Origin of the sequence: Saccharopolyspora cebuensis, from assembly GCF_039542665.1 — a bacterium.
Lineage (GTDB): Bacteria > Actinomycetota > Actinomycetes > Mycobacteriales > Pseudonocardiaceae > Saccharopolyspora > Saccharopolyspora cebuensis.
The window spans coordinates 455,954-468,362 of sequence record NZ_BAABII010000010.1; the positions used below are offsets into that span (position 1 = coordinate 455,954).

General features: G+C 74.6%; 12 protein-coding genes. 7 read left to right on the forward strand and 5 right to left on the reverse strand.

The annotated features are described in order from the left end of the window. Positions 1-15 precede the first annotated feature (15 nt). Positions 16-936 carry a VOC family protein gene (locus ABD976_RS16455; protein ID WP_345363999.1) on the forward strand — a complete coding sequence of 307 codons (921 nt, stop codon included), beginning with the start codon at positions 16-18 and terminating at the stop codon, positions 934-936. After that, positions 933-2,408 (forward strand): FAD-dependent oxidoreductase, encoded by a 1,476-nt coding sequence (locus ABD976_RS16460; RefSeq protein ID WP_345364001.1) that lies wholly within the window; start codon positions 933-935, stop codon positions 2,406-2,408. The genes ABD976_RS16455 and ABD976_RS16460 overlap by 4 nt, the downstream gene beginning before the upstream one ends. 3 nt (positions 2,409-2,411) lie before the next feature. On the opposite strand, the gene ABD976_RS16465 is transcribed toward ABD976_RS16460, so the two are convergent. Continuing rightward, on the reverse strand, positions 2,412-3,206 hold the full coding sequence (locus tag ABD976_RS16465) for an SDR family NAD(P)-dependent oxidoreductase (protein ID WP_345364003.1): 795 nt from the start codon (positions 3,204-3,206) through the stop codon (positions 2,412-2,414). 152 nt (positions 3,207-3,358) lie between these two features. Here ABD976_RS16465 and ABD976_RS16470 point away from each other — a divergent pair, with 152 nt between their 5' ends. Together ABD976_RS16470 and hsaA are read left to right on the forward strand one after the other, a co-directional pair. Next, the gene (locus tag ABD976_RS16470; RefSeq protein ID WP_345364005.1) at positions 3,359-3,985 is read left to right on the forward strand and encodes a TetR family transcriptional regulator; all 627 of its coding nucleotides are present in this window, start codon (positions 3,359-3,361) and stop codon (positions 3,983-3,985) included. Beyond that, the gene (hsaA, locus tag ABD976_RS16475) at positions 3,985-5,148 is read left to right on the forward strand and encodes a 3-hydroxy-9,10-secoandrosta-1,3,5(10)-triene-9,17-dione monooxygenase oxygenase subunit (protein WP_345364285.1); all 1,164 of its coding nucleotides are present in this window, start codon (positions 3,985-3,987) and stop codon (positions 5,146-5,148) included. Before ABD976_RS16470 ends, hsaA begins: the two co-directional genes overlap by 1 nt. Positions 5,149-5,160: 12 nt before the next feature. Here hsaA and ABD976_RS16480 read toward each other — a convergent pair whose 3' ends face one another. Beyond that, positions 5,161-5,922 carry an SDR family oxidoreductase gene (locus ABD976_RS16480; protein WP_345364007.1) on the reverse strand — a complete coding sequence of 254 codons (762 nt, stop codon included), beginning with the start codon at positions 5,920-5,922 and terminating at the stop codon, positions 5,161-5,163. Between the two features lie 121 nt (positions 5,923-6,043). Further along, complete coding sequence (locus tag ABD976_RS16485) at positions 6,044-6,655, reverse strand: TetR/AcrR family transcriptional regulator (RefSeq protein WP_345364009.1); 612 nt, start codon at positions 6,653-6,655, stop codon at positions 6,044-6,046. 135 nt (positions 6,656-6,790) lie between these two features. On the opposite strand from ABD976_RS16485, the gene ABD976_RS16490 reads away from it, so the two are divergent. Together ABD976_RS16490 and ABD976_RS16495 are read left to right on the forward strand one after the other, a co-directional pair. Continuing rightward, positions 6,791-7,552 carry an SDR family NAD(P)-dependent oxidoreductase gene (locus tag ABD976_RS16490; RefSeq protein ID WP_345364011.1) on the forward strand — a complete coding sequence of 254 codons (762 nt, stop codon included), beginning with the start codon at positions 6,791-6,793 and terminating at the stop codon, positions 7,550-7,552. 36 nt (positions 7,553-7,588) lie between these two features. Continuing rightward, positions 7,589-8,815, forward strand: coding sequence for an NADH:flavin oxidoreductase (locus ABD976_RS16495; RefSeq protein ID WP_345364013.1), 1,227 nt, complete (start codon positions 7,589-7,591; stop codon positions 8,813-8,815). A gap of 301 nt (positions 8,816-9,116) precedes the next feature. On the opposite strand, the gene ABD976_RS16500 is transcribed toward ABD976_RS16495, so the two are convergent. Beyond that, a complete protein-coding gene (locus ABD976_RS16500; RefSeq protein WP_345364015.1) occupies positions 9,117-10,340 on the reverse strand; it encodes a helix-turn-helix transcriptional regulator in 1,224 nt (407 codons plus the stop codon). A 531-nt stretch (positions 10,341-10,871) separates the two neighbouring features. Between ABD976_RS16500 and ABD976_RS16505 the strand changes: the two genes are divergently transcribed. Beyond that, positions 10,872-10,985 carry a lasso RiPP family leader peptide-containing protein gene (locus tag ABD976_RS16505; protein WP_345364017.1) on the forward strand — a complete coding sequence of 38 codons (114 nt, stop codon included), beginning with the start codon at positions 10,872-10,874 and terminating at the stop codon, positions 10,983-10,985. Positions 10,986-11,822: 837 nt separating this feature from the next. Here ABD976_RS16505 and ABD976_RS16510 read toward each other — a convergent pair. Next, a complete protein-coding gene (locus ABD976_RS16510) occupies positions 11,823-12,377 on the reverse strand; it encodes a TetR/AcrR family transcriptional regulator C-terminal domain-containing protein (protein WP_345364019.1) in 555 nt (184 codons plus the stop codon). Positions 12,378-12,409: the final 32 nt, after the last annotated feature.

Genomic DNA, 12,409 nt, shown 5'->3' on the forward strand with positions numbered 1-12,409 from the left:
TTCGAGGAGGAGACGATGGTGGGAATTCGCGGGCTCGGCTACCTGCGGGTGCAGACCGCCGAGGTGGCGCGGTGGCGGGAGCTGGTGGTGGACTGCCTCGGCTTCGCCGAGGGCACCGGACCGGATCCGGACGGGCTGTACGGGCGGATGGACGAACGGCAGGCCCGCCTGGTCGTGCTGCCCGGGGACACCGACCGGGTTGTGGCCGTCGGGTGGGAGGTGCGCGACCAGTTCGCCCTCGACGACGTCGCCGAGGCGGTCGAGTCCGCCGGCACGCCGGTCGCGCCGCTGTCCCCCGAGGAGGCCGACGACCGCGCGGTCGAGCGGGCGATCACCTTCCGCGATCCCGCGGGGGTCGCGGTGGAGGTGTTCTTCGGCCCGGTGCTCGACCACGGCCCCGTCCAGGCCGGACCCGGCCAGCGCTTCGTCACCGGGGCGCAGGGCATGGGCCACGTGGTGCTGCCGACCACCGCGATGGACGAGACCGTCCGGTTCTACACCGAGGTCCTCGGCTTCCTGCCGCGCGGCGCGGTCAAGCTCGGCGGCGGGACCCAGGGGCCGCCGCACCGGCGGGTCCGGTTCATGGGCGTCAACCAGCGCCACCACAGCCTCGCCGTGGTGCCCGCCCCGCGCAGCGGTGCTCCGGGCGTGGTGCACCTGATGGTCGAGGTCGACTCGCTGGACGCGGTGGGCCGGGCGCTGGACCGGGTGCAGCGCGCCGGGTTCTCGCTGTCCTCGACGCTGGGCAGGCACACCAACGACAAGATGGTCTCGTTCTACGTCCGCGCCCCCGGCGGGTGGGACCTGGAGTTCGGCACCGACGGGATGCTGGTCGACGAATCCCACTACACCGCCGAGGAGATCACCGCGGACAGCTACTGGGGGCACGACTGGTCGGCCTCCGAGCCGCTCGCGGCCTTCGCGGCGAAGCCGTGAGCCCGCGCCCGGTCCCGGTCGACGAGGTGGGCGAGCCCGACCACGAGACCGACGTGCTCGTCGTCGGGTTCGGCTGCGCGGGCGCCGCGGCGGCCCACGAGGCGCGGGCGCGCGGTGCCCGGGTGCTGGTGCTGGAGCGGGCCGGTGCCCCCGGCGGTTCGTCGGCCCTGTCCGGCGGCGAGCTCTACCTCGGCGGTGGGACCCCGGTCCAGCGCGCGTGCGGGTTCACCGACACCGCCGAGGACATGTTCGCCTACCTCGAAGCCGCGCTCGGACCGCACGCCGACGCGGCGAAGCTCCGGCTGTACTGCGCGGGCAGCGCGGCGCACTTCGACTGGTTGCGGGACCTCGGGGTCGAGTTCCAGCACTCCCTGCACGAGGCGCCGACCTGGATGCCGCTGACCACCGACGGTCTGATGTGGCTGGGGGAGAACGCCTGGCCCTACGCCGAGCTGGCCAGACCGGCGCCGCGCGGGCACCGCCCGCCCGTGCCCGGTCCCGGCGGCCGGGTGCTGATGGACGCGCTGGTCGCGGCCGTGCGCGGTGCGGGCGCGGTGGTCCACGTCGACACCAGGGCCGGGGCGCTGATCCGCGACGGCGACCGGGTCGTCGGCGTGGTCGCCCGGCGGTACGGGCGCGACCTCGTCTACCGGGCGCGCCGCGCGGTCGTGCTGACCACCGGCGGGTTCGTGGACAACGAGCGGATGCTCGCCGACCACGCGCCCGACCTGCTCGCCCACGGCAAGGTCAGCGACGGCCTCGACGACGGCGACGGGATCCTGATGGCGATGGCCGCCGGCGCCGCGACGCGCCGGATGGCGGCCGCCCAGATCGCGCTGACCGCCCTGCCCGCCCTGGCGGTGCGCGGGATGCTGGTCAACGCGCGCGGTCGGCGGTTCATCAACGAGGACGTCTACCCGGGGTTGTTCAGCATCGCCGCGGTCCGCCACCAGCCCGGCCCGTGCTGGGTGATCGCCGATGAGGCGGCCTACGAGGACATCCCCGAGCCGGAGCGGTGGGGCGTGCGGCCGGTGCACGTCGCGGCGACCGCGGCCGAGCTGGAGCGCGACCTCGGGATGCCGGACGGCGCGCTGCGCGGCGCGGTGCGGGAGTACAACCGGCACGCCGCCCGCGGGGCGGACCCGGTCCTGCGCAAGAGCGGGCGGTGGCTGCGGCCGCTGCGGGCACCGCTGGCCGCCTTCGACCCGCGGCTCGGCTTCGCGGGCGGGGCGCGCCGCAGCGCGGGGATCGGGACCGGGGCGGCGGCGTTCACCCTCGGCGGCCTGCGCACCACCCCCGACGGCGCGGTGCTCGACGTGCCGGGGGAGCCGGTCCCCGGCCTGTTCGCCGCCGGACGGGCGAGTTCCGGCCTGCACGGCGACGGCTACGTCAGCGGGACCTCGCTCGGCGACGACACCTTCGTCGGCAGGCGGGCGTCCCACGCCGGGTCCCCGGCGTGGGACGCCCGCTGAGGCTCAGCGGGCGCGCCCCATCAACCGCCGCGAGGCCTCGTGCGCCCCGGCGACCAGCGCCGCGCGGTCGGGTCCGCTGCGCTGCTCGGCGGCGCGCTCGTTGCCGCCCGCGATCCGCACCGGGCCGTCGGCGAGGTGCCGGAGCCCTTCCCGCGCCACCTCGTCCGGGTCCGCCACGTTCAGCCCGGGGAGGTCGAAGTCGAGCCCGGCCCGTTCCATCGCCGGGGTCCGGGTCACGCCCAGCACCAGTTCGAGCACGTGCACGCCGTGCTCGCGCAGCTCCAGCCACAGGCCTTCGGCGAAGATCCGGCTGAACGCCTTGGCCGCGGCGTAGACGCTCAGGTCGGCCTGCCCGAGGTACCCGGCGAGCGAGCCGACCAGCAGGACGCCCCCGCGCCCGCGCCGCTTCAGCCGCGCGCCGAAGTGGTGGCCCAGCGCCATCGGGACGGTGATGTTCAGCGCGAGCACGTCGCCGAAGCGGTCCAGGTCCCCGGTGACGAACTCGTGGCCGTAGCTGTTGGCCCCGGCGTTGACCACGAGCAGGCCCACGTCGAGGTCGTCGGTGGCCGCCCGGATCGCGGGCAGGGCGTCGGCGTCGAGCAGGTCCAGCGCGAGGGTCCGGACCTCGACCCCGCACTTCCGCGCCCGCGCGGCCGCCGCGTCCAGCGGACCGGGTTTGCGGGCGATCAGCACGAGGTTGATGCCCGCCCCGGCGAGCTGCTCGGCGAAGGACGCACCCACGCCCTCGGAGCCGCCCGCGATGACCGCCCACGGCCCGTACGTCTTGTCGTCGATCACGTGTCCTCCTACCGCTCGCTGCGCCACGGTAGGGAGCCCGGCGCCGGGCGGGTCGGCGCGTCCCGGTCACCGGGACGGCGGACCGGGCCCGCCGCGGGCTCGCCCACCATGGGCCCGCGCCCGCCGGTGGTCGCGGGGGAGAGGAGGCGGTGTTGCCCAGGACCGCGGAAGGCAGGCCGGCCGCCGAGCCGAGCTCGCCGGGACAGCGCGCCCGCCGCCGGAAGATCCTCGACGCCGCCGCGCGGCTGGGCGCGGCGGAGGGGATCGACGTCCAGATGCACCAGGTCGCCCGGCTCTCCGGGGTGGCGCTGGGCACCCTGTACCGCTACTTCCCGTCGAAGACGCACCTGTTCGTCGGCGTGCTGGCCCAGCGCACCGACCGGATGGCCGAGGCCCTCGGCCGGCGCACGCCGGTCTCCGCGGACCCGGTGGAGCGCGTCGTCGACCTGCTGGCGCGGGCGACCCGGTCGTTGCTGCGCACGCCCCGGTTGGCCAACGCGATGATCCAGTCGAACAACACCGCCGATCCGTCCGTGGTCACCGAATCCGCGGCGATCGACGCCGAGGTCAGCGCGATGCTGCTGCGGGCGGCGGGCATCGGCGACCCCACCGACCGGGAGCGGGTGCTCGTGCGGTTGTTGCAGCACGCCTGGTACGGGATCTTGCAGACCAACCTCAACGGTCGCAGCTCGGTCGCCGCCGCCGAGGCCGACCTCCGGTTGGCCTGCCGCGCGCTGCTGGGCCCGCTGGCCGAACGCGGTGCGGGAGGCGGTGCGTGATGGAGGAGCTGCGGGAGGCGGTGCGCGCGCTCCTGCCGCGCATCGCCGAGCGCGCCGCGGTCACCGACGAGACGAGCCGCGTCCCGGCCGAGACCGTGCGGGAACTGCGCGAGGCCGGGTTCTTCCGGGCGTTGCGGCCGCGGCGGCACGGCGGCCTGGAGGGCGACCCGGTCGAGTTCTTCCGCGCGGTGCGGGAGATCGCGGGCGCGTGCACCTCGACGGGGTGGCTCGGCGCGGTGCTCGGCGTGCACCCCTGGCAGGTGGCCCTGTTCGACCGGCGGGCGCAGGACGAGGTGTGGGGCGAGGACCCGGAGGCGCTGCTGTCCTCGGCGTACGCCCCGGTCGGCACGCTGGTGCCGGTGGACGGCGGGTACGCGCTGTCCGGGCGCTGGAGCTTCTCCTCCGGCTGCGAGCACGCCTCGTGGGCGCTGCTGGGCGCGGTCGTGGCCGGTGCCGACGGCCGCCCCGTCGACTTCCTGACCGTGCTGGTCCCGCGCTCGGAGTACGCGATCGAGGACGTGTGGGACGTCGTCGGCCTGCGCGGCACCGCCAGCAACGACATCGTGGTCGAGCGCGCGGTGGTGCCCGCGCACCGGGTGATCCGCAACTACGCGCAGGCCCGGCTGCGCTGCCCCGGGCACGGGGTGAACCGCGGCCCGCTCTACCGGCTCCCGTTCGGCGCGGTGTTCACCGCCGCGATCACCGCGCCGATCCTGGGCGCCGCCGAGGGGTGCCTGCGCGCCTACGTCGAGACCGCGCGGGACCGGACGCGGCTGAGCCTGGGCGGTGGCCGGTTCGCCGAGGACCCGTTCGCCCACGCGGCGGTGGCGCGGGCGGCGTCCCAGATCGATGCCGCGGTGCTGCAGCTGGAGCGGAACCTGGCCGAGCTGCTGGACTGCGCGCACCGCGGCGAGGACCCGCCGCGGGAACTGCGGCTGCGCGCCCGGCGCGATCAGGTGCACGGCACCGAACGCGCGCTGGAGGCGGTGGACCGGCTGTTCGCGATGGCCGGGGGCCGCGCGCTCCGGCGCGGGGACCCGATCGAACGCGCGTGGCGGGACGTGCACGCGGGCGGCATGCACGCGGCCAACGACGTCGAGCGGACCCTCGCCCTCTACGGGCGCGGTGCGTTCGGCTTCGACGTCGAGGACAACCTGGTGTGACGCCGGTCGGCGTCAGTAGGCGAGCGGGCCGCGCAGGGTGGCTTCGGCTCCGCCGTCGGCGTAGACGAGCTGCCCGGTGATGTGCGAGTTGGCCTCCGACACCAGGAAGGCGAGGACCTCGGCGACCGACTCCGGGGGCTGGTGGTGGTTCAGCGGCATGGGCACGGCCGCGTCCCGGGCCCGCCGGGTCCGCTCGTCGGTCACGGCGGTGGCCGCCATCGGGGTCAGCACGACGCCCGGTCCGACCGCGTTGAGCGGGATGCCCGCGTCCGCCCAGCCGGGGGCGAGGCAGGTGCGCCGGACCCACCGCGCGAGCGCCGCCTTCGAGGAGGGGTAGAGCTGCCGCCCGCGCCCCTCGGCCACGGCGCGCCCGGCCAGCGCCAGCGCCTCCGCCTCGGCACCGGATAGGCAGGCCTCGACCAGGGCTTCGTCGCAGCCGTGCACGACGACGACCGAGGACACGGCCACGGCGCGCGGCCGGGGCGCCGCGGCGAGCGCGGGGCGCAGGTGCGCCAGCAGTTCGGTGGTGCCGAAGTAGTTGACCGAGACCAGCCGCGGGTCCGTCCCGGCCAGTCCCGCGCAGGTCACCACGCCGTCGACGGTCCCGCCGGTGCGCGCCAGCACGGCCTCGGCCGCGGCGCGGCGGCCGTCCCCGGTCGACAGGTCCGCGAGCACCTCGGTCCCGCGGAGGTCGACGCCGATCACCCGGTCGCCGCGTTCGCGCAGCAGGTCCGCGGTGCACCTCCCGATCCCGGAGGCCGCGCCGGTGACCACGACGGTGCGTGCGATGGGGGCCTCCCTCGTCGGCGGGCCGAGGCGCCGGTGCGGCGGCTCGGGAGGGCGACCGTAGGCCGGGGCGCCTCCCGGCGGGGGCGCGGTCCCGGTGAGCGGGAGGTCAGCGCGCGTTCGAGCGGGAGGCGAGCAGCACCCGGCACGCCAGGCGGATCTCGGCTTCGGCGTCGGAGGTGCTGGAGTGCTCGCTGAGCGCGGACACCAGGACGCCGTGCCAGCACTTCATCAGCAGCCCCACCAGGCGTTCGTCCTGCTCGGTCGGATCGTCCAGGCCGAGCAGGCCGAGCACGGCGTCCAGGACCCGGCGCTCGATGGCGGTCGCCTCGCTGATCGTGGCGGTGTGGGCGGCGTTGTTGGACTGCAGCATGGCCCGCGCCAGCCGCGGCTGGCGCACCAGGTGCCGCGTCGCGCGGAGCAGGGCGTCCACCACCGCCTCGACCGGGTCGGCGGTGGGGCCGACCGCCGCCGCGTCCTCGCCGAGGCGGTCGACGTGGGAAGCCAGCAGGGCGGTGAACAGGTGCGTCTTGGAGGGGAAGTAGCGGTACAGCGTGGCGATGGCCACCTCGGCTTCCCGCGCCACCTCGTGCATCTGCACGTGTTCCAGGTCGTGCTCGGCGCCGAGGTGCGCCGCGGCGCGCAGGATGCGTTCGCGCCGGGCCTTCTGGCCGGGCGAGTGGGGCTCGGCGGCCTGCCTGGGTTCGGCGATCCTGGGCACGGGCTCCCCCTCGGTGCGTCCGTCGCGTCGCCCCCATGCTACGAACCCGCCGGCCCGCTCCCGTTCACCGGGACGGACGGTGCGCGGCCCCCGCCGATGCCCGACGCTGTCCGTCGGGAAGGCGGGAGGTGCGCGATGGCAGCGCTGCGGGACCAGGTCGCGCTCGTCACCGGTGCCGGTCAGGGCGTGGGCCGGGGCATCGCGCTGGCGCTGGCGGGCGAGGGCGTGCACGTCGCCGCGCTCGGCCGGACGCGCTCGACGCTGGAGGGCACCTGCGCGGAGTTGCGGGCGCGCGGCGTCCGGGCGGAGCCGTTCGTCCTCGACGTGGCCGACACGGCGGCGATCCCGGGCGTCGTGGCGGAGGTCGTCGCCGCGTTCGGCGGGGTGGACCTGCTGGTGAACAACGCGTACCGGGGTGCCTACGGTCCGCTGCTGTCGATGACGCAGGAGGACTTCCAGCGGGGCTTCACCACCGCGCCGTTCGCGGCGTTCGCGTTCATGACCGCGTGCCACCCGTCGATGGCCGAGCGCGGCGGCGGTTCGATCGTCAACGTGGTCACCTCCGCGATGGTGCGGTGGGACCTGTCCACCTGGGGCGCCTACGCCGCCGCCAAGCAGGCCCTCCGCTCGCTGACCCGGACCGCGGCGGTCGAGTGGGCGCCGCAGGGCATCCGGGTCAACGCGATCGCCCCGCACGCCACCTCGCCCGGGGTCCGGGCCTGGGCCGAGGCCAACCCCGAGGACGCCGCGGCGTTCGAGGCGACGATCCCGATGCGGCGCATCGGCGACTGCGAACAGGACATCGGGCGCGCCGTGGTGGCGCTGGTCGGCCCCGACCTGGGCTACCTCACCGGGGCCACGGTCCCGCTGGACGGCGGCCAGGCGCACTTCGGGTAGCCGCGACCGACACGAATGCCAGGAAGGTCAGGTCTCATGGGTCAACGATCGGTTCCGGACGTCTTCGCGCCGGCCAGGCTCGGTCCGGTGGAGCTGCGCAACCGGATCATCAAGTCCGCCACCTACGAGGGGCTGAGCCACCGCGGGCTGGTCACCGAGGACCTGCTGGACTTCCACGTCGGCTACGCCAAGGGCGGGGTGGGCATGACCACCGTGGCCTACTGCGCGGTGGCGCCGGAGGGCAGGACCCACCGGGACCAGATCCTGTGGACCGAGGACGCGCTGCCCGGCCTGCGCCGGCTCACCGACGCCGTGCACGCCCACGGTGCCGCCGCGTCCGCCCAGATCGGCCACGCCGGGCCGGTCGCCAACCCCAAGGCCAACGGGCGGCCCGCGCTCGCGCCGAGCAGGCAGTTCCACGCCACGACGCTGAGCTTCGCCCGGGAGGCGGCGGTCGCCGACCTCCAGCGGATCGTCACCGCCCACGCCGAGGCCGCCCGCCGCGCGGTGGAGACCGGCTTCGACGCCGTGGAGGTCCACCTGGGCCACAACTACCTGGCGAGCTCGTTCCTCAGCCCGAGGATCAACCGCCGCGCGGACCGCTACGGCGGCAGCCTGGAGAACCGGGCCCGGTTCCCCCGCGAGATCATGCGGGCGGTCCGCGACGCGGTGGGCGACCGGATCGCGATCATCGCCAAGCTCAACATGGACGACGGCGTGCCCGGCGGCTTCTGGCTGGACGAGGCGATCCCGGTCGCGCGGTGGCTGGAGTCCGACGGGTCCCTCGACGCCCTGGAGATGACGGCGGGAAGTTCGCTGCTGAACCCGATGTACCTGTTCAAGGGGGACGCGCCGCTGGCCGACTTCGCCGCCGTGATGCCGCAACCGGTCAAGCTGGGCGTGCGGCTCGTGGGCGGCCGGATGCTGCGCGCCTACCCCTACGAGGACCTGTACCTGCTGGAGGACGCGCGGCAGATCCGGTCGGCGGTGGACCTGCCGGTCATCCTGCTCGGCGGGGTCACCGGCCGGTCCACGATGGACCGCGCGATGGCCGAGGGCTTCGAGTTCGTGGCGATGGGCCGCGCGCTGCTGCGCGAGCCGGACCTGCTCGACCGGATCCGCGCCGACGCCGCGACCCCGTCGCTGTGCATCCACTGCAACAAGTGCATGGTGACCAGCTACACGGGCACCCGTTGCGTGCTCGTCGACCGGACGACCACCCGGGGGGAGAACTGGGGGACCCCGCGCGGCTACGTCCGCTGAACGCCGCCCACCGGCCCCGCGCGCGCCGTGCGGTTTTCGCGAGTGAGGGGCACCTTCTGGGAGCATGTGTGCTCTGACCAGCGGTTCCGGGGTTCGTTGAGCTTGCTGGGCCGCCTGTGGGCCGTGGCGGGTCCAACGGATTCGGCGTCACACGTCGCTCTGCTCCGGGTGGTGACCCTGCGACCGGGACCCGGATGGTGCCGATGAGGTGCGCGGCGGCCCCGAGAACTGCGGGACTGCGCTGCTCGGTGCTGGCCGCCGGGGTCACCGGGCAACCCCCGGAGTTTCGCCGAAAAGGGGTTCAGGGGTCGAGTGCGCGGGTGTCGCGCACCTGGGCCAGTGCGTCGCGCCACGGTGCGGTGACGGGCTCGTGGGTGTGGGGCTGGAGTGCGGTGTGGAGGTCGGCGGCGACGGTCAGCAGCGAGGGCAGGCACTGGCGCGGGTCGCCGAGCGCGGTGGTTCCGCGGTGCACGGCGGTGTCGAGGTCGCCGTCGCGGGCGGCGACGACGCCGAGGGTCAGGAGGGCTTCGCTGCGGCGCATGGGTGAGCGGATCACCCCGCCGCCTGGTCCGCAGTGGTCCAGGACGCGGGTGGCGTAGTCGGTGGCGGCCTCGCGCACGTCGAGCAACCGGTAGACGTCGACGGCGTAGAAGTCGGCCTTGGCGGGGTCGATGACGAAGTGGTGGTCGGGGTCCACCGGTGCGGGTAGCTGCGCCAGGATCGCCCGGCCGCGTGCCATCGCGGTCTCGGCACCGGCCCGGTCGCCGGTGAGCGCGAGCGCGCGGGCGGACTGCGCGGCCAGTTGCGCACCCACGCACGAGGTGTGGTTGATCCGCTCCCCGGCGGCGGCGCAGGCGGCGGCGTGGCCGGGACGGCCGGAGGTCAGCGCCATCCAGGCGGCGATCTCGAAGGACCACGCCACCAGTTCGGAATGGTCGGCTTCGTGCCCGAGCTGGGCGGTGGCCTCCCGCCACGTCTCGGCACCGGAGGCGTCCCCGAGGTCGTAGGTCAGGCACGCCACCAGCGCCGAGAGCCACCCCGCCTGCACCAGGGCTTCGCGGTGCTGGGTCAGCGACAACCGCTGGTCGGTCAAGGTCAGCGTCCTGGCGAGCCAGTCGCGGGCCTCGACGAGCAGGTCATCGGCGCGCCGGGTCGGGTAGTCGCGGCACAACCGGTCGACCCGCCGCGCGAGCAGCGCCATCGTGCCGTCCGAGGCGTCCGAGCGGGTCAGCCGCGCCACGAGCTCGACGGCGTCCACACCCCCGGGCACGTCGTCGACGTCACGTCGGGGTGCCGGGGGTGGTCGGTGGAATCCCAGTTCCTCCGGCGAGGCCTCGAACAGCGCGGACAGGACCCGCTGCGCGGGCAGCGACGGCGTGTCCCCGCGTTCCCACCGGCTCACGGTGCGCTCGGTGACGCTCAGGGTTTCGTTCAGCACCCGCCGGGACAGCACCTCCACCTGATCGGCCAGATCACGCTGCCGCCAGCATCGCGCCTGCCGGTACTCGCGAACCCTGTTGCCCACGTTCCCAGTCTGGCCACCGCTGATCCGGCTGTCACCCCACGTGCGGCCGACATCCACCGGACATCCGAAGACGGCGGCGACAGGGCCTTCCGATGTCCCCCGCTCCACCAGCACCGTCGACCACCACCGGACCGCGCTCCAGCGCACCGCACACGAAACGGAGGACACCACCCTCACGCTGCACGTCGCCGGTGAACGCGTCGAAATCCTGGCACGGGCCGCATAGCAGGACCGCGCAAACGGGTGCCCAGCGATTGCCGGGTTCCGCTCTGCAGGATCAAGGGGGCGCCGCCTTCGGCGGCGCCCGTCCGGGACACGCGCGGGATCCGCCTGCGGCTGGCGCCAACCGTTCCGCGCGCGGCCCCGGACGCACCAGCGAAGCAGGCGCCCGAGGTTGATCACGATCGAGCGGCCACCATGCGGAACACAGGTGAATCCCCCAGCAGGCTCCTCAAAGCTGTCCAAGGCACTGCCGATCACAGGGAAGGTCCCCGCACGGGGCGCCACGTCTACGACATGGAGGCAACCACCATGAACGAGACCTACACCGCCCCCCAACTGACCGAGGTCGGCGACTTCACGGCCGACACCCTCGGAAGAGGCGGCACCGTGTACGACAGCCTCATCACCACCTACAGGGCATGAGTCCTGCGGCCCGGTTGCTCGCTACGGCGAGGACCGGGCCGTGGCAGGCCCGTACCCGGTGAGTAGCTGGGGCGCTCGCCGCCCCAGACCCCAGGCAGGCCACCAGGACGAGGCCAAGGCGCGCGTGTTGCAGTCCGTTCCGGGGAACCTGCGTGCTCCTCCCCGCGACCTCCCCAGGGCTATCAGGCCGCATCAAGGGGGCCGACCCCACACCAGCCGCCGGACACGTTCACCGGTGCCCCTTGATCCGACCTGATCGGGCTGGCGCCAGCCCGCCGGGAGGAACACCAGGCCCCTGCACTACGAGGTGGTCACCCCTAAAAACCACCGGCTGCGCGGAGGCTGGCGGAGCCAGCGCAGCAGCCCCGCCAGCCCCCACGCCACCACCTCCCGCGCCACCGGAGCCGACCGCCGCCGCGACTCACTCACCGCCTGTTCCCGGTGGCTCAGCGCCGACTCAACCCGCAGCAACTCAGACGACGGGCGCCGGGCACATCCCAGCAGCACGCCACCGCGTGCAACATCCACACGTGCGTGACCGCTTCGGCCATGCCCCGCCAGCACCGGCGATCACCGCAGCCGCGCGCGGCCCGAAATCGTCATCGGCCCAGCCGTCCACGGGTTCCCCGCCAGGCCACGTCAGGCCGTCCACAGGCCGTCGAAGGGCGGGAAACGATGGGTGCATATGGGTACTCTTCAGCACTGTTAGCTCTGGTCAGAGCACACGTCCGAGCGTTTCCGCATCTCCCGCCAGGCCCGCCCCGGTTGAAGGGCACCGTCATCCGACCATGCCGGATGAAGGTGCCCCTCACTCAGCTCCCGAACAGGTGAGGGTGTTCAGCTGCGGACCCGGGTGCGGAGGCCGTCCAGGACGATCTCCAGGCTGCGCTCGAAGTCCGAGGAGCGGGCGGGTTCGCCGTCGATGGCCCCGGCGCTGGCGGCCTGCAGCGCGGTCTGCTCCTCGGCGGTGTGGCCGAAGACGAGGTGCAGCAGGGTGCGGGTCGCGACGTCGACGAGCTCGTCGGGCAGGCCGCCGTCCCGCAGCGCCTCCCGCAGCGCCGCGGCGAGGTCACCGGCGCCGAGTCCGAACGACTGCGCGGTGGCGACCACTTCGGCGCCGTCGCGGTAGGCCAGCATCGCGTCGCGGAGCTCGCCGCAGAGCTCGACCACCCGCCGGTCCCAGGTGCGGGCTCGGCGGGGTCGCCGCCCGCGGGCGAGGATCTCGTCGGCCACCGCGGCCAGCAACGTCTGCTTGTTCGGCACGTGGTGGTAGAGCGCGCTGGGTTGCACGCCGAGCTCGGTGGCCAGCCGGCGCATCGTCAGCGATTCCAGCCCGTACTCGTCGAGGACCGCGAGGGCGCGGTCGACGACGTCGCTGCGGTGGTAGCGCACGCGAACCCCTCCCGTTTGACCGGTGGACCCGC